The sequence below is a fragment of the Streptomyces daliensis genome, assembly GCF_054782395.1.
In genome coordinates this window covers 1-16,197 of sequence record NZ_BAAGSO010000139.1, presented here as the reverse complement: position 1 = coordinate 16,197, position 16,197 = coordinate 1, and the positions used below count along the sequence as shown (strand labels likewise).

The following is a 16,197-nucleotide window of genomic DNA, read 5'->3' as shown; positions in this document are numbered from 1 at the left end:
TAAACGTCCTGATATCCCCTTCCGGTGATGAAGGACACTTGCTAGCTGAAACGCCACCTGAACACGTGTCGTATAAACTCCGCCACGAGGCAGAGACTTGGCGCCCCTACGGCTCCCGACTGTCGACGCCCCCGCCGCCCTCGCGGCCCCTCTACGCCGACAGTGCCGTCCGCGCCCCCGCCGAGCACCACATGTCTCCGAAGTGAGAGGCGACCTACCATGCCGCTGCATGTCCCCCCGGCCCCCGCCCCCGCCCTGCGCAGTGTCCTCACCGCCCTCCGGTCGCCTACGGCCGTACGGGGATCCCGCACCCCCGCCGCCGTACGTACCGCGCACGGCACGCTGCGCCCCGAACTCCCGCTGCCCGTCCACGAGATGGCCCGCGTCCGGCCGGCCGACGACGGGCCCCGCACCCGGCTCACCGGCTGGCGGTTCCTGCTCCGGGACACCGGCAGCGCCGCCGACGGCAGGTCGGTGGGCGCGGCGGAGGCCATGCTGACGGCGGACGGCTGGGCCTTCGCCTACTTCTGCGAAGGCCCCTACGTCACCTCTACGGAGCGGGCACTGCGCCAGGCCGAGTCACTGTCCACGGACTACCAGCCCCGGCTGCTGTCCGTCCCGGAGCTCTACATGCTGACGCTGTGGCTGCACCACGACATCGGGGCCGACGCGGCGGAGGGCACCCCGGAGCCCTCGGACGTGCTGATCCCGCTGGCCCCCGCGCCGCCCGGGATCGCCGCGCACCAGCCGCACCGTCTCGACGCGCTGCTGCCGCTGCTGACGCGCCGTCTGGTGACCGCGCCGCTGCTGCGCACCTCTGTCTGACCCGTCGGCTCCATCGAAACCACCGGATCCACCGGAACCGTCTGGTCCGTCTGGCCCGTCTGGTCCGTCTGCGTTTCGGCGGAATGTCTCTCCGGCCTCGTTGTGACCACGGCCCACTCCCCCGTACGGACTAGCCCTCGCTCCTCTCGAACCCCCCGAAAGGAGGGTCGAGTTGAGGGCAACCGGCCGCCTGGGTGACGCGTCTTCATCAGTTGAGGAGTGCTGAGTCGAAATCCCTGCGGAATCGAGCTCGTAGGGGAAGACTGGGACCACGTCGAAAAACGGGGGGAGCGGTCATGAACGTAAGGACAGGCCGCACGACATACACCACAACGCAACGGAAGACGACACCGACAATGTGCAAGCACCAGCCGCCGTGCCCGACAGCAGACTCCGCCGACCGGGAGGCCGCCCATCCGGTGGCCCACTTCCCGGAACAGGGGTGGAGTCTGCTGTGCAACGGAGTTCTCCTCTTCGAGGACACGGGTGAGCTGCTGCCGGATGGTCAGATCATCGCTCCGCACAAGCCGCTCGGTACTCAGCACATCGCCACCGCGGCCTGACCACGCCGCAACGGCACCATGGAAGGCCAGGGCCGGCACGGCAGCACTTCGCCGCACCGGCCCTGACACATGCCGGGACGCTTCTCAGCGCCCCGGCACCCGGTCCCTCTTCGCTTCCGCGGCTCAGCCGTCGTACTCCTCCACCGGCGGGCACGAGCAGACCAGATTGCGGTCCCCGTAGGCTCCGTCGATCCGCCGCACCGGCGGCCAGTACTTGTCCGAGGACTCCACGCCTGCCGGGAAGGCGGCTTCCTCCCTGCTGTACGGGTGTTCCCAGTCCCGGCCGAGCTGCGCCGCCGTGTGGGGCGCGTTGGCCAGCGGGTTGTCGTCCTTCGCCCACTCCCCCGAGCCGACCTTCTCGATCTCGCCGCGAATGGCGATCATGGCCTCGCAGAAGCGGTCCACCTCGGCGAGGTCCTCGCTCTCCGTGGGCTCGATCATCAGCGTGCCCGCGACGGGGAAGGACATCGTCGGCGCGTGGAAGCCGTAGTCGATGAGGCGCTTGGCGACGTCGTCGATGCTCACGCCGGTCTGCTTGGTCAGGGGCCGCACGTCGATGATGCACTCGTGCGCGACGAGGCCGTTCGGGCCCGTGTAGAGCACCGGGTAGTGCGGCTCCAGTCGCTTGGCGATGTAGTTGGCGCTGAGCACGGCCACCTGTGTGGCGCGGCGCAGCCCCTCGGCGCCCATCAGCCGCAGATACGCCCAGGAGATCGGCAGGATTCCCGCCGAGCCCCACGGCGCGCCGGAGACCGGGCCGATACCGGTGCTGGGCCCGGCGGCGGCCTGGAGCGGATGGTTCGGCAGGTACGGGGCGAGGTGCTCGCGCACGCCGATGGGGCCCACCCCGGGACCGCCGCCGCCGTGCGGGATGCAGAACGTCTTGTGCAGGTTCAGGTGCGACACGTCCGCGCCGAACCGTCCCGGCTTCGCCACGCCCACCAGCGCGTTGAGGTTCGCGCCGTCCACGTACACCTGGCCGCCCGCGTCGTGCACGGCGGCGCAGATGTCGCTGATGTGCTCCTCGAACACGCCGTGCGTCGAGGGGTAGGTGACCATCAGCACGGCCAGCTCGGAGCCGTGCTTCTCGATCTTGGCGTGCAGGTCGTCCAGCTCGACGTCGCCGTTCTCGCTGGTCTTCACGACGACGACCTTCATCCCCGCCATCACCGCGCTCGCGGCGTTGGTGCCGTGCGCGGAGGAGGGGATGAGGCAGACGGTGCGCTGCTCGTCACCGGCCGCGCGGTGGTACGCGCGCACCGCGAGCAGCCCCGCCAGCTCACCCTGCGAACCGGCGTTGGGCTGGAGGGAGACCTTGTCGTAGCCGGTGATCTCGGCCAGCCGCTCCTCCAGCTCCTGGATGAGGGTGAGATAGCCCTGCGCCTGCTCGGCGGGCGCGAAGGGGTGCAGCGCGCCGAACTGCGGCCAGGTGACCGGCTCCATCTCGGTGGTGCCGTTCAGCTTCATCGTGCAGGAGCCGAGCGGGATCATGCCCCGGTCCAGCGCGTAGTCGCGGTCGGCGAGGCGGCGCAGATAGCGCAGCATCGCCGTCTCCGAGCGGTGCTCGTGGAAGACCGGGTGCGTCAGGTACTCGTCCTCGCGCAGCAGCCCTGCGGGCAGCGTGTCGTCCGTCGCCGCGTCCAGCCGCTCGACGTCGGCCTCGACCTCGAAGGCGGCCCACACGGCGGCGAGCTGGGCGCGGCCCGTCGTCTCGTCGCAGGTGATCCCGACGTGGTCGGCGTCCACGTGCCGCAGGTTGACGCCCATGTCGCGGGCGCGGGCCACGATCCGGGCCGCGCCGTCCGGCACCCGCACGGTGACGGTGTCGAAGTACGCCGCGTGCACGACCTCCACGCCGCCCTGCCGCAGGCCCTCGGCGAGGAGCGCGGCGTAGCGGTGGGTGCGGCGCGCGATGGCGGCCAGTCCATCGGGGCCGTGGTAGACCGCGTACATCCCGGCCATCACGGCGAGGAGCACCTGCGCCGTGCAGATGTTGCTGGTGGCCTTCTCGCGGCGGATGTGCTGCTCACGGGTCTGGAGCGCGAGGCGGTACGCCTGGCGGCCGTCGGCGTCCTTGGAGACGCCGACGAGACGGCCCGGCAGGCTGCGCGCGTACACGTCGCGCACGGACATGTAGCCCGCGTGCGGCCCGCCGAAGCCCATGGGGACGCCGAAGCGCTGGCTGGAGCCGACGGCGATGTCGGCGCCCAGCTCGCCGGGCGAGGTGAGGAGCGTCAGCGCGAGCAGATCGGCGGCGACGGTGACGACGGCGCCCAGCTCGTGGGCCTGGTCGATGAGGGCACGCGGATCGCGCACGGCGCCGGAGGCGCCCGGGTACTGGAGCAGGACGCCGAAGACGCCGCGCTCGACGATCGCGGCCGGGATGCCCTCGCTCAGATCGGCGACGACGACCTCGACGCCTGTGGGCTCGGCCCGGGTCCGCAGGACGGCGACGGTCTGGGGCAGGCAGTCGGCGTCGACGAGATAGACGCCCTGCTTGACCTTGCCGACCCGGCGCGACATGGCCATCGCCTCGGCCGCCGCGGTGGGCTCGTCCAGGAGGGAGGCGCCGGAGGTGGGCAGCCCCGTCAGATCGGCGACGACGGTCTGGAAGTTGAGCAGCGCCTCCAGGCGGCCCTGGGAGATCTCGGGCTGGTACGGGGTGTACGCCGTGTACCAGGCGGGGTTCTCCATGACGTTGCGGAGGATCACGGGCGGGGTGAACGTCCCGTGGTACCCCAGGCCGATCATGGAGTGCAGCACCTCGTTGCGCCCGGCGAGGGAGTGCAGCTCGGCCAGCACGTCCGCCTCGCTGCGAGCTTCCGGCAGGTCGAGGGCTTCGACGCTCTTGATCACGTCGGGCACCGCGGCGGCGGTCAGCTCGTCCAGCGAGCCGTAGCCGACCTGAGCGAGCATCTTCGCCTGCGCGCCGGTGTCCGGGCCGATGTGGCGTCGCTCGAACGGTGTGCCGCGCTCCAGCTCGGTGAGGGGGATGCGATGGGAAGTCATCTGCGGAGGCCTCCTGGTCTCTGCGACCTTTGGGGGCACCACGGCGCGGGTGCCCGGATGGCCTCCCCCTCTGTCATCACGACCTGAGAGTTTCACCGGACCGTCCGGCAGTGTGGCCCGCCCGGCCCGGCTTTCACCGTCGGTGAGGAGGGGCACCCGGCGCTGGACCGCGGCCCGCCCTGCTTTCCAGAGTGACCTCGTCCGCGCGGTACGTGAGCCTGAGAGATTCCGGGGAGGGTTTGCTCCTTCGGCGCCTCGGGCGACTTTGCCAGAGGACTCTCCCGCACGGGGTCGACAGCCGTTTCCGAGCCTACCAGCGAGGTAGGACGAGAGGACCGGCTGTGCGCTCAAGTGGCCAATGGCCGAAATCTGCCTTTTCGTTGTACTAAGGACTCCAGGGACTCTGATGGAGCAGCCGCGACCAGGAGGAGGGACCGTGCAGACCGATATCGATCCGCGGAGCCTGATCGGCCGCAGGGCCGTCGACAGCAGGGGGACGAAGATCGGCACCGTGGACGAGGTGTATCTCGACGACGCCACGGGCGAACCCGAGTGGGCCGCCGTACGCACCGGCATCTTCAGCCGTGACGCCTTCGTGCCCCTGGAGCCGAGCGAGGTGGAGAACGAGGCGCTGCGCATCCCCTTCGAGCGCGACCTGATCAAGGAAGCGCCCGACTTCGGAGTGGGCCGCCATCTCTCCCCCGAGCAGGAACTCCAGCTCTACCACCACTACGGGCTCGACGTACCCGTGAGGGGCGAGGGCCCCTCACCGACCACGGCTCCCTCCGTCCCGCCGCTCGCGGCCCGGGACCGGAACTTCGGGCGCGTGGCCGGGTCCGGCTCCGGGTCCGGGTCCGGGGGCTGAGGGGCGGCACCCGGGCGGCGATCCGCCCCGGCGGCCCCGGTCACCCCTGCCGTCGCCGCCCGCGCGGCCGGGTCCCGGTCGTCCGGAGACGGGCCCGTTCCGTCCGTCATCGCGGCCATGGCCGCCAGCGGTGGCGGATCGGCCGGGCTGAGGTCCGGATCGTCGACGGAGAACGTCCGCACCCGCCCCGGTACCGAGCCCGGATACTCGAACCGCACGGTCACCCTGCCTATGCCGCTGCCCTGGACCCATCCAGGGCCGTACTCGGCGTGCCGGACATCGTGCCCCGCCACCCAACGCCTGCCCACGGGCACCTCGACGGCAGGCTCACGCGCCGGTGCCGACGCCGACGCGGGCTCCCCGTTCCGCGGCTGCTCGGCCACTGATCCGGTCCCGGTTCCGGTTGCCGACCCGGCGCCCGCCGCCGTCCCGTCCGGCCCGGCCGCCGGGTGCGCGGCGTCGTCCGCCGCATCCTCAGCAGGCTCACCGGGAGCGACATCGGCGCCGAGAGCGGCACCATCAGCAGCGCCGTCGGCACCACCGGCCGCACCGTCACCACCGGCAGCGGCCTCAGCCGCGCTGAGCGCCTCGGCCGCGCTGGCCTGCGCGAACAGGTCCTCCTGCGTGAAGTCCGCGAGCCCGCTCACCCCGACCCCCAGCAGCCGCACCCCCGAGGTGGTGTCCACGCCGTCGATGAGCCGCGCCGCGGCCTCGCGCACCACCCCTGGGTCGTCGGTGGGTCCCCGGAGCGTCTCGGAGCGGGTGAGCGTCGAGAAGTCGTAGCTCCGGACCTTGATCACCACGGTTCTGCCGGAACGCCCCGCCGCGCGCAACCGCTCCACGCAGCGGTCCGCCAGCCGGGCCACCTCCAGCCGCACCCGGGTCCTGTCGGTGAGGTCCACATCGAAGGTGTCCTCGACGGAGACCGACTTCGCGTCCCGCTCGGCGACCACGGGCCGCGCGTCCAAGCCGTTCGCCATGGCATAGAGCGAAGCTCCGTGCGCCCTGCCCAGCAGCCGCAGCAGCTCCGCCTCGCCCGCCTCGGCCGTCTCGCCCACGGTGGTGATCCCGGCCCGGCGCAGGACCTCCGCGGTGGCGGGCCCGACGCCGGGCAGCGTCCGCACGGACATGGGCGCCAACAGCTCGCGCTCGGTGCCCGGCGTGATCAGCACCAGGCCGTCCGGCTTGGCCTGCTCCGAGGCGATCTTGGCCAGCATCTTGGACCCGGCGAGCCCCACCGAGCCGCTGAGCCCCGTGGCCCGCCTGATCTCCTCGCGCAGCCGCTCCCCGACGGCCCGCACGTCCTCGGCACGGGTCCCTGGCCCGACCTCGCCGCCCGCCTCCAGATCCACGAACGCCTCATCGAGGCTCAGCGGCTCCACGAGCGGGGAGAGGCGGGCGAGCAGTTCCATGACGATGTCGCTCACCTGCCGGTACAGCGCGCCGCGCGGCGTCAGATAGGCGGCGTTGGGACACAGGCGCCGCGCCTGGGCCATGGGCATCGCGGAGTGCACCCCGAAGACCCGAGCCTCGTACGACGCGGTGGCGACCACCCCGCGCGGGCCGAGACCGCCCACGATCACCGGCTTTCCGCGCAGGCTCGGCTTCGACGCCTGCTCCACCGCGGCGAAGAAGGCATCCATGTCGAGATGCAGGATCGTCGGTACGCCCCTCACGCCTACCGATGCTGCCGCATGGCACTGACAATCTCACCCGCGGCACCCGCGACGCCGCCCCGCGCCACCTGTCGCACCGGGCGATCCCGGTGCGCGAGCACCGCTCACACGGCGCGGTTGCGCCTGCGGGCCAGTTCGTCGCCGGGGTGTTCGCCGACGATGGTCTCGCCGGTGTCGACGCGCTCGCCGTGCAACTGCGACAGCGCGCCCTCGACGTCCCTCCACACCACGCCCACGGCGATCCCGAAGACACCCTGGCCGCCCTGGAGCAGATCGACGACCTCGTCGGGCGAGGAGCACTCGTAGACCGTGGCCCCGTCGCTCATCAGCGTCATCTGCGCCAAATCCGTCATCCCGCGCGAGCGCAGGTGCTGCACGGCGGTGCGGATGTTCTGGAGCGAGACGCCGGTGTCCAGGAGCCGCTTCACGATCTTGAGTACGACCACGTCGCGGAAGCTGTAGAGCCGCTGGCTGCCCGAGCCGTAGGCCGAGCGGATGCTGGGCTCCACCAGACCCGTACGGGCCCAGTAGTCGAGCTGTCTGTAGGTGATCCCCGCCGCCGAGCAGGCGGTGGGGCCGCGATAGCCGACCTCGCCCGGCTCCTGGCCCTGCGCGTCGGCCGCCTGCGGTTCCAGGGCCTGCGCGCGCGGTGCGGCAGGCCGCGCCGCGGACCCGGAGGCGGGAGAGGAGCCCCCCGCTGCCGTGCCGTCGCCGGTGCTACTCACGCGGACCTCCGTCCTCCACATCCCGGGTCGCCCCCGGAATCTGCCCACTTGAAGGTAGGCAGTCACCCGGGGTGCGTCAACGATCGCCACACTCGGCACGCCGAGTGATAATCACCCAAGGTGTGGTTTCCCGCACCCGCGAACCGGGAAGTGCTGACTGAATGGCCTCGGGAACCTCACAGGTCCGCAGGTCCCCGAGGGTGACGGAGGTCACTGGCTGCTGGTGCCGAAGTCCTCGGGCGAGATCTGGTCGAGGAACTCGCGGAATTTCTCCACTTCGTCCTCCTGCTCGTCCGGGATCGCGATCCCGGCGTCGTCCAGCACCCCGTCACTGCCGTAGATCGGCGTTCCGGTGCGCAGAGCGAGCGCTATGGCGTCGGATGGACGGGCACTCACCTCGACTCCGCTGGCGAAGACCAGCTCGGCGTAGAACACGCCTTCGCGCAGGTCAGTGATCCTGACAGCCGTGAGCTCCTGCCCCACCGCTTCCAGGACGTCCTTGAACAGGTCATGGGTCAGTGGGCGCGCAGGCGTCATGCCCTGCTGTGCGAAGGCAATGGCCGTCGCCTCCCCAGGGCCGATCCAGATGGGGAGGTACCGGTCGCCGCCCACTTCACGCAGGAGCACGATCGGTTGGTTCGAGGGCATTTCGACCCGGACACCCACAACGTCGAGCTCGTTCACACAGTAACCCTAGGCCGTGCCCGGCCTGTTTGGGTAGTCGGGGCCCCCTCCCGGCTCCCGGCGCGCCGCTCCGGCGGGCCGCCCGCCAGGCGGTTTACCCGCTGCTGCCGGTCTTGTCGGGGTGAGCCGGTCCCTGTCAGGTCGAGGTCAGGTCGAACGGAGGCCGAGCGCGGCCCGTACGAAGGCGGCGTGCAGCCGCGCGGAGAGCCCTGACAGCTCCCGCGCCGTGGCCTCGGCCTTCGAGCGCGCCTGGGGGTTCTGATGGCGGCGCAGGGGCGCCACGATCTGCTCGACGAGATCGGCCTCGCGGTCGGCCGCGGCCTTCATCGAGCGCAGATGACGGGGTTCGATGCCAAAACGCCCCAGGTCGGCCACCAGACGGGCGACGGCGACCTCGGCGACGTCGTACGCGCCGTCCACCGCCGGAGCGATGAGGCCGTACGACTCCCACTCCGCCAGCTCCTCCTCCGCCACCTCGGCCGCAGCGAGCAGCTCGGCCCGTCCCAGCCGGGCCGCCGTGGGTGCGGCCTGTGCCGCCTCTGCTATCTCAGCGTTCCGGTCCACCGGGCCGCAGGGCGGCCCCGGCGCTGGGAGGGGCGGCTGCTCGCCGCGGGCGAGGGCGTCGAGATGCTCCCTGATGACCTTCAGCGGGAGATAGTGGTCGCGCTGTATGCGCAGGACGTAGCTGAGCCGCTCAACGTCCTCGGCGCTGAACTTGCGGTACCCCGAGGGGGACCGCGTCGGCTCGACAAGGCCCTCCGTCTCCAGGAAGCGGATCTTGGAGATGGTGACCTCGGGAAACTCCTCACGGAGCACCTGGAGGACGGCCCCGATGCTCAGGGGGCCGCCGCTCCCGGCGGCGGTGCCGGTACCGGCACCGCCGGACGGTGAGCGCTGCATGAGCCTTCCCTGGAGCAGGTCAGACGGTCCGCGGGCTGGCGAAGAAGACCAGCCTGTACTTGCCGATCTGAACCTCGTCACCGTTTGCGAGCGGGACCGCGGCCTCCATCCGCTCACGGTTGACGTAGGTGCCGTTCAGGCTGCCGACGTCCGAGACCGTGAAGACCCCGTCCGGGCCGCGCCGAAACTCGACGTGGCGCCGGGAGACGGTCACGTCGTCCAGGAAGATGTCGCTCTCCGGGTGGCGGCCCGCCGTCGTCAGCTCGTTGTCCAGGAGGAAACGGCTGCCGGAGTTGGGGCCCCTCCGCACGACCAGCAGGGCCGAGCCCAGCGGCAGTGCGTCGACGGCGGCCTGCGCCTCGGGCGGAAGAGGCGACGGCGTCTGGCCTGTGACCTCGGCCTCGTACGCCTCCAGTCCCGAGATCGAGATCGTGGAGGTCGTCTCCGAGGACCCCTCGGCAGGCGCACCGCCGCGAAGCGGCGCCCCACAGTTGGAGCAGAACCGGCTCGCCTCGGCGGCCCGGGTCCCGCACCTGCTACACACCGGCAAGGCAAACCCTCCACCCGTACTTGAGGTTGATGGTGCCTCGGAACCTATGCGCCCCGACGCTCCGGGGTCAACAGAACCCGCCCCGTGACCACTCGAATTGTCTCCGGAGGGGGCACCGACCTCGTCACGGAACAGGGGGCGCTCCACGCTCTCGCCCTCGCCGCTCCCCGTGTCCCCGTGCCGGGGAGCGCGGTGCCGCGCGGCACCGCTGCCGCCGTCCTGGCGGCTCTTGCCGAACAACTTCGCAAAAAAACTCACGGGCGATTCCCCTCGCACGAAACAGACCCGCCCGTGGGGCAGGACAGACCCTCGATGCTCTCATTGGCCGATACGGACGCCCAGAACAACGTCCGCGACCTACAGACAGTTTCCCTCACGCAGTGCACTACAGGCCCGGCGACCCCCCGGTAGCCACTCCGTCATCTCACTGCGATGACGACCGAGCGTAGTCAGGCCGCTTCGCCGATCGCAAGGCGTCCACGGTGACCTTCTCGGAGCGGGTCACGGATACCGTGGCCTGCTCCTTCCGTAGAGTCTGCACGACTCCGCCGGGGATGTTCAGCGCCGGTTCGAGATCCTGCGGCTTGCCGATGACCTCGAACTGGTACGGCTGAGTGATCTTACGCCCATCGACCCGTACCCCTCCGTCACCGTCCGAAAAGTACGTATCCGCCACCACACGGACGTTGTTGACCTCTATCGCCTCGGCGCCCGCCGCACGCAGCTCCTGGACGGTGTCGAGGAGCATGTCGGCCTCCACCGACTTGTTGCGGTCGCCGACCTTCAGCTCGATGCCGGGGCCCTCCGCCGCGACAGTACCCGCCAGCACGCCCAGTTGGCGCTCCTTCTGCCGGGTCTGCTTACGGGCCTCCTCGGCCTGGTCCGAGCTGTTCTCCAGCTCGGTGCGCTGCCGGTCCAGGCTCTGCTTCTCGTCCTCCAGGCGCTTGGTGCGGTCGTCCAGCTCGTCGAGGATGCGCACCAGATCCTCGTGACGGGCACCGCGCAGGGCGCTGTTCTCGCTGGTGGAGCGCACCTGGATGGCGAGGCCGAGGCCGAGCACGAACAGCAGCAGGGCGACGATCAGTTGGGCCCGCGACACTCTCGGGGGCCACACGGCCTTCGCCAGCCGCTGGCGTCCCGACAGCCCGTCTCCTCCCCCGTCGCCCTTGGACTCGTCCTCGGGCCCGCGCTCGTTCCCGTCCTCCGCCTCGGTCTCGGCAGCGGGGCCAGGGGCGGAACCGGAGCCGGGGCCGCGCTCGGCTTCGGGGCGCGAGGTTCCGGTTCCGGGGCGCGCGTCGTCCCCGGGGGCGTTGCCGCCCTTCCCCTTGGACGCGCCGGAGGCGCCGGACGCACTGGACGCACCGGACGCAGCACCTCCGCCGCTCCGCTCCGGAGCGGGAGGCCACGACGGGGGCCGCTCCGAGGACCGCTTCGAGGGACCGGTGTCCCCCGGTTCGCGCCGGGGCCCGGGGCGCTCGGGCGGCAGCTCGCCGGGCGGGGTGTCCTTCTCGTTTCCGTCGCCGTCGTTCATCGGCCTCACGCCCGGAACACGTGCCGGCGGATCGCCGCGGCGTTGGAGAAGATCCGGATGCCGAGGACGACGACCACGCCCGTCGACAGTTGCGCGCCGACCCCGAGCTTGTCGCCGAGGAACACGATGAGCGCGGCGACCACGACGTTCGAGAGGAACGAGACGACGAAGACCTTGTCGTCGAAGATCCCGTCCAGCATGGCGCGTAGCCCGCCGAACACCGCGTCCAGCGCCGCCACGACGGCGATGGGCAGATAGGGCTCGACCACCGTCGGCACCACGGGCCGGACGACAAGTCCGGCCACGACTCCCACGATGAGACCCAGTACGGCGATCACGATGTGCTGCCCTCTCCTGTCTGCACGGGCTCTGCGTTGCGTACGGTCAGACTCGGCGCGGCGGGAAGCCGCACGTCGTCCTGGGTACTGATGCTGGTGCGCACGCCGTAGTTCTCCTGCAACACGTGCAGGTACTGGCCGTCGGCGCTGTCCTGGAACGCGGTGCTGAGCTTCTGGCCCGGACCCACCGCGAGGAGCGTGTACGGGGGCACCAGGGGCTTGTTGTCGACGAGTATCGCGTCTCCGGCGGCCCGGATCGCCGAAAGGCTGGTGAGCCGCTGGCCGTTGACGGAAACCGCCTCGGCTCCCGACTCCCACATGCCGTTGACCACGCGCTGGAGGTCGCGGTCCCGCACCCGTCCGGTGTCCGAGAAGCCGCTGCTCTGCCGGGGCCCGCCCGTGTCGCTGTCCTGGGTGTCCTTCGCGTCGTCCACGACCAGTTTCACGCCGGGCCCGTGGACGGGAAAGGCACCGGACAGCAGACCCGTGACCTCCCCCTTGTCACCACCGTGCTTCTCCAGGGCCTTGCGCTGGCGTGCCTCGACGTCCTCGCGCAGGGCGTCCACCCTCTTCTGGAGGACGTCGGCGTCGTGCGTGCCGTCCTCGATGCGCTTGATGAGTTCCTCGCGCTCCTTGGCGATCGTGGGCGCGGTGATGCGGGCCTGCGCCGCGCCCACCGTGACCACGAGCGCGGCGAGGACGAGTCCGGCGGCCAGCCACAGCTTCGCGCGCATGGTGCGCGGCAGCCCGGAGCGGCCCTCGGCGCCTCGGCGGGCAGCGGCCTCGGCGTACCCGTCGTCGAGGCTGTGATCCATCACGTTGGTCAGCAGCGACATGGAGGCATCGGGTCGCGCAGGCCGCGATGCGGTACTCCGTACGGGGTGCTGCTGCGACATGACGCACATCGTCGCATGTCGAGGTCACTACCGCCGAACGGGCCCACCGGTGTGCCGTGGGGAGGAACTTGGCGGGTGCCGCGCCTGAGCGGGCCCGGACGGAGCCGGGCCGCCGCCCCGCGCGGGCACCCGCCCGCGCCGTCAGCGCCCGGCGCCGTCCACGACGGCCGACCACTCGTCCAGCAGTGCCTGCGCGGAGGCGTCGTCGGGGCCCTCCGCCCACAGATGGGTGACGGCTTCGGCCGGGTCGGGCAGCACCATGACCCAGCGGCCGTCGGACTCCACCACGCGCACGCCGTCGGTCGTGTCCACGGAGCGCTCGCCCGCCGCCTCGACGACGGTACGCATCACGAGCCCCTTCACCGCCCACGGCGTCGCCAGGTCACGCCGCACCACGTGGGCGCGCGGGATGCGGGCGTCGATCTGGCTGAGGGTGAGCTGGGTGCGCGCGACGAGTCCGATGAGGCGGACGAACGCGGCCGTGCCGTCGAAGACGGAGCTGAACTCCGGGACGATGTAGCCGCCGCGGCCGTCGCCCCCGAAGACCGTGGCGTCGTCGCGGCCCACCCTGGTCAGGTCGTCGGGCGAGGTCGTCGTCCACTCCACCTGGGTACCGTGGTACGCAGCGACCTGCTCCGCGATACGGGTCGTGGTCACCGGCAGCGCCACCCGGCCGCTGCGGCGCTCGGCGGCGATCAGATCGAGCATGACGAGCAGGGCCCGCTGATCCTCGATGATCTTGCCGTGCTCGTCCACCAGCGACAGCCGCTCGCCGACGGGGTCGAACCTGACGCCGAACGCGGCCCGCGCGGAGGCGACGATCTCGCCCAGCCTGACCAGCCCGTCGCGCCGCGCGTCCGCGGTCTCGGTGGGGCGGAACTCGTTCAGCCCGGGGTTGATGGTGAGCGCGTCCACGCCCAGGCGCCCGAGGAGGCTGGGCAGCACGAGGCCCGCGCTGCCGCCCGCCGCGTCGACGACGACCTTGAGCCCGGACTCCGCGACACCCGTGGTGTCCACGGCGCGGAGGAGGGATCCGGTGTACGAGTCGTAGACGCTGGAGGGGAAGCGCAGGTCGCCGATCTCGCCGGGGAAGGCCCGGCGGTACTCCTGGCGCGCGTACACGCGGTCCAGCTTGCGCTGCGCCGCCTGGGAGAGGTCGGCTCCGCGCTCGTCGAAGAACATGACGTCGACGTTGTCGGGCACGCCCGGGGTCGTCCGGATCATGATGCCGCCGGCGCTGCCCCTGGCCGTCTGCTGGCGGGCCACGGGGAGCGGCACGTTCTCCAGGTCACGCACGTCGATGGCGCTGGTCTGGAGGGCCGAGATCATGGCCCGCTTCAGTGCGCGGGCGCCTCGGGAGTGGTCGCGCGCCGTGGTGACGGTGGAGCCCTTCTTGAGGGTCGTCGCATAGGCGCCCGCCAGCCGTACGGCCAGCTCCGGGGTGATCTCGACGTTCAGGATCCCGGAGACCCCGCGTGCGCCGAAGAGGTGCGCCTGGCCGCGGGACTCCCAGATGACGGACGTGTTGACGAAGGCACCGGCCTCGACGGTCTTGAAGGGGTAGACCCGCACATTCCCCTGGACAATCGATTCCTCGCCGACGAGGCACTCGTCGCCGATGACCGCGCCGTCCTCGATTCGGGCGGCGCGCATGACGTCCGTGTTCTTGCCGATGACGCAGCCGCGTAGATTCGTCTGCTGCCCGATGTAGACGTTGTCGTGCACGACGGCACGGTGCAGGAAGGCGCCGCTCTTGACGACGACGTTGGAGCCGATGACGGAGTGCTCACGGATTTCCGTGTCGGCCTCCACCTTCGCGTAGTCGCCGATATACAGCGGCCCGCGCAGCACGGCGTCGGGGTGGACCTCCGCGCCTTCGGCGACCCATACGCCGGGCGAGATCTCGAAGCCGTCGATATCGACGTCGACCTTGCCCTCCAGGACGTCGGCCTGGGCCTTCACATAGCTCTCGTGCGTCCCGACGTCCTCCCAGTAGCCCTCGGCGATGTAGCCGTAGATCGGCTTGCCTTCCTTCATGAGCTGCGGGAAGACGTCACCGGACCAGTCGACGGGGACATCGGGCTCGACGTAGTCGAAGACTTCCGGCTCCATGACGTAGATGCCGGTATTGACGGTGTCCGAGAAGACCTGACCCCAGGTGGGCTTCTCCAGGAAACGCTCGACCTTTCCGTCCTCGTCGACAATGGTGATGCCGAACTCCAGCGGATTGGGGACCCGTGTCAGACAGACGGTCACCATCGCACCGCGTTCCCGGTGGAAGTTGACCAGCTCGGTCAGATCGAAGTCGGTGAGCGCGTCTCCCGAGATGACGAGAAACGAATCGTCCTTCAGAGCTTCCTCGGCGTTCTTGACGCTGCCGGCGGTGCCGAGAGGCTTCTCCTCATTGGCATAGGTCAGCTCCATGCCAAGCTCTTCACCGTCCCCGAAGTAATTCCTCACGAGGGAGGCGAGGAATTGCACGGTGACCACGGTCTCGCTGAGCCCATGGCGCTTGAGCAGCCGTAGCACGTGTTCCATGATCGGGCGGTTGGCCACAGGCAGGAGCGGCTTGGGCATGCTCGCGGTCATCGGGCGAAGGCGCGTGCCTTCGCCACCGGCCATCACAACGGCCTTCATGTCGGAAGCGTCCTCCTTGCAAAGACGACGGTCGTACCGACTTCACCTATCCACTCCAGCATGCACGCCGGCCCGTGTTCGCGCGCTGCGGGTGGCGCTCCGGGCGACCGCTTTGGCCGTGCTGCGGGAATTGCGGCATCAGTCGGTCGAGGCGTCCGCCTTGACAAGCCGGCGGACCTGAACCACGTAGAGGATTCCTGCCCACCAGTAGAGCGTCGTACCCCATCCGGCGAACGCCCATCCGAAAATAGCAGCAAGTGAGGCGAGCCACCCGCTCCCGTCGCTGAGCAGCAGCAGCGGAAACGCGTACATCAGGTTGAAAGTGGCTGCCTTGCCGAGAAAGTTCACCTGTGGCGGCGCGTAACCGTGCCGGTCCAGGATCCACACCATGACCAGAAGCAACAGCTCCCTGGCCAGAAGGGCGGCCGTCAGCCAGATCGGGAGGATCTCGCGCCAGGTCATCCCGACGAGGGTGGACAGGATGTACAGCCGGTCGGCGGCCGGGTCGAGGATTCTGCCGAGGCTGCTGATCTGGTTCCAGCGGCGCGCGAGCTTCCCGTCCAGATAGTCGCTGACCCCGCTCAGGGCGAGGACGAGCAGCGCCCAGCCATCGCAGTTCGGCCCGCCGAACTCGGGCCACAGGATCAGCCACAGAAACACCGGCACGCCGATGAGACGGGCCATGCTGAGGATGTTCGGGATGGTGAGGACCCGGTCCGTCTGGACCCGCGTCTCCTGGACCTCCACCCGGGGGCCTCCTGTGAGTAACCGTGCCTACGATGCCCCCCGACCTTACCGGCAGTCCGTACGCACAGATGCGCGGGGGTATGTGACGTGGTGGGGCCGATCATGCGAAAAGGGCCCCCGAGCGGTCCTGGTGACAATGTCACCGGATCCGGCCCAGGGGCCCTCTTCTTAAAAGGAGTTCGGCGGCGTCCTACTCTCCCACACGCTCCCGCATGCAGTACCATCGGCGCTGAAAGGCTTAGCTTCCGGGT

13 protein-coding genes, 1 rRNA gene, 1 pseudogene and 1 riboswitch are annotated in these 16,197 nt (G+C 70.5%); of the genes and pseudogenes, 3 read left to right on the top strand and 12 right to left on the bottom strand.

The genetic code is table 11. The annotated features are described in order from the left end of the window. The first annotated feature begins 219 nt into the window (after positions 1–219). Complete coding sequence (locus ACYVOO_RS40180) at positions 220–825, top strand: hypothetical protein (RefSeq protein ID WP_461020672.1); 606 nt, start codon at positions 220–222, stop codon at positions 823–825. Between the two features lie 356 nt (positions 826–1,181). Beyond that, positions 1,182–1,388, top strand: a complete 207-nt coding sequence (locus tag ACYVOO_RS40175; RefSeq protein ID WP_453349135.1) for a DUF5999 family protein — start codon at positions 1,182–1,184, stop codon at positions 1,386–1,388. A 123-nt stretch (positions 1,389–1,511) separates the two neighbouring features. Here ACYVOO_RS40175 and gcvP read toward each other — a convergent pair whose 3' ends face one another. Then, complete coding sequence (gene gcvP, locus ACYVOO_RS40170) at positions 1,512–4,397, bottom strand: aminomethyl-transferring glycine dehydrogenase (protein WP_461020671.1); 2,886 nt, start codon at positions 4,395–4,397, stop codon at positions 1,512–1,514. Positions 4,398–4,593: 196 nt separating this feature from the next. Continuing rightward, a riboswitch (glycine riboswitch) is annotated at positions 4,594–4,691 on the bottom strand. Between the two features lie 142 nt (positions 4,692–4,833). On the opposite strand from gcvP, the pseudogene ACYVOO_RS40165 reads away from it, so the two are divergent. After that, a pseudogene (locus ACYVOO_RS40165) lies at positions 4,834–5,232 on the top strand (PRC-barrel domain-containing protein); the annotation flags it as partial. Here ACYVOO_RS40165 and ACYVOO_RS40160 read toward each other — a convergent pair. The 11 genes from ACYVOO_RS40160 to rrf form a co-directional block, all read right to left on the bottom strand. Further along, the gene (locus ACYVOO_RS40160; RefSeq protein ID WP_461020670.1) at positions 5,127–6,938 is read right to left on the bottom strand and encodes a DNA polymerase IV; all 1,812 of its coding nucleotides are present in this window, start codon (positions 6,936–6,938) and stop codon (positions 5,127–5,129) included. The pseudogene ACYVOO_RS40165 and the gene ACYVOO_RS40160 overlap by 106 nt on opposite strands. A gap of 104 nt (positions 6,939–7,042) precedes the next feature. Further along, entirely contained in the window at positions 7,043–7,663 is a 621-nt protein-coding gene (locus ACYVOO_RS40155; RefSeq protein ID WP_461020669.1) for a MerR family transcriptional regulator, read from the bottom strand. A gap of 210 nt (positions 7,664–7,873) precedes the next feature. Further along, positions 7,874–8,347: a bifunctional nuclease family protein gene (locus ACYVOO_RS40150; protein WP_027764781.1), complete on the bottom strand. Its 474-nt coding sequence runs from the start codon at positions 8,345–8,347 to the stop codon at positions 7,874–7,876. A 147-nt stretch (positions 8,348–8,494) separates the two neighbouring features. Next, positions 8,495–9,247 (bottom strand): transcriptional regulator FtsR, encoded by a 753-nt coding sequence (gene ftsR, locus ACYVOO_RS40145; RefSeq protein WP_461020668.1) that lies wholly within the window; start codon positions 9,245–9,247, stop codon positions 8,495–8,497. Positions 9,248–9,266: 19 nt separating this feature from the next. Then, positions 9,267–10,055 carry an FHA domain-containing protein gene (locus ACYVOO_RS40140; protein WP_461020667.1) on the bottom strand — a complete coding sequence of 263 codons (789 nt, stop codon included), beginning with the start codon at positions 10,053–10,055 and terminating at the stop codon, positions 9,267–9,269. 166 nt (positions 10,056–10,221) lie between these two features. Further along, positions 10,222–11,328 (bottom strand): DUF881 domain-containing protein, encoded by a 1,107-nt coding sequence (locus ACYVOO_RS40135; protein WP_461020666.1) that lies wholly within the window; start codon positions 11,326–11,328, stop codon positions 10,222–10,224. A gap of 5 nt (positions 11,329–11,333) precedes the next feature. Next, a complete protein-coding gene (locus ACYVOO_RS40130) occupies positions 11,334–11,666 on the bottom strand; it encodes a small basic family protein (protein WP_027750352.1) in 333 nt (110 codons plus the stop codon). Continuing rightward, positions 11,663–12,562 (bottom strand): DUF881 domain-containing protein, encoded by a 900-nt coding sequence (locus tag ACYVOO_RS40125; protein ID WP_461020665.1) that lies wholly within the window; start codon positions 12,560–12,562, stop codon positions 11,663–11,665. The genes ACYVOO_RS40130 and ACYVOO_RS40125 overlap by 4 nt, the downstream gene beginning before the upstream one ends. A 141-nt stretch (positions 12,563–12,703) precedes the next feature. Further along, the gene (locus tag ACYVOO_RS40120) at positions 12,704–15,199 is read right to left on the bottom strand and encodes a sugar phosphate nucleotidyltransferase (RefSeq protein ID WP_461020664.1); all 2,496 of its coding nucleotides are present in this window, start codon (positions 15,197–15,199) and stop codon (positions 12,704–12,706) included. Positions 15,200–15,337: 138 nt separating this feature from the next. Next, positions 15,338–15,946: a CDP-alcohol phosphatidyltransferase family protein gene (locus ACYVOO_RS40115; protein WP_453349143.1), complete on the bottom strand. Its 609-nt coding sequence runs from the start codon at positions 15,944–15,946 to the stop codon at positions 15,338–15,340. A gap of 177 nt (positions 15,947–16,123) precedes the next feature. Continuing rightward, positions 16,124–16,197, bottom strand: a 5S ribosomal RNA gene (gene rrf / locus ACYVOO_RS40110); the annotation flags it as partial.

Excerpts from the sequence above, each read along its gene's own strand:
- ACYVOO_RS40125 (WP_461020665.1), bottom strand. The coding sequence starts at position 12,562 with ATGTCGCAGCAGCACCCCGTACGGAGTACCGCATCGCGGCCTGCGCGA.
- gcvP (WP_461020671.1), bottom strand. The coding sequence starts at position 4,397 with ATGACTTCCCATCGCATCCCCCTCACCGAGCTGGAGCGCGGCACACCG.
- ACYVOO_RS40175 (WP_453349135.1), top strand. The coding sequence starts at position 1,182 with ATGTGCAAGCACCAGCCGCCGTGCCCGACAGCAGACTCCGCCGACCGG.
- ftsR (WP_461020668.1), bottom strand. The coding sequence starts at position 9,247 with ATGCAGCGCTCACCGTCCGGCGGTGCCGGTACCGGCACCGCCGCCGGG.
- ACYVOO_RS40135 (WP_461020666.1), bottom strand. The coding sequence starts at position 11,328 with ATGAACGACGGCGACGGAAACGAGAAGGACACCCCGCCCGGCGAGCTG.
- ACYVOO_RS40180 (WP_461020672.1), top strand. The coding sequence starts at position 220 with ATGCCGCTGCATGTCCCCCCGGCCCCCGCCCCCGCCCTGCGCAGTGTC.
- ACYVOO_RS40120 (WP_461020664.1), bottom strand. The coding sequence starts at position 15,199 with ATGAAGGCCGTTGTGATGGCCGGTGGCGAAGGCACGCGCCTTCGCCCG.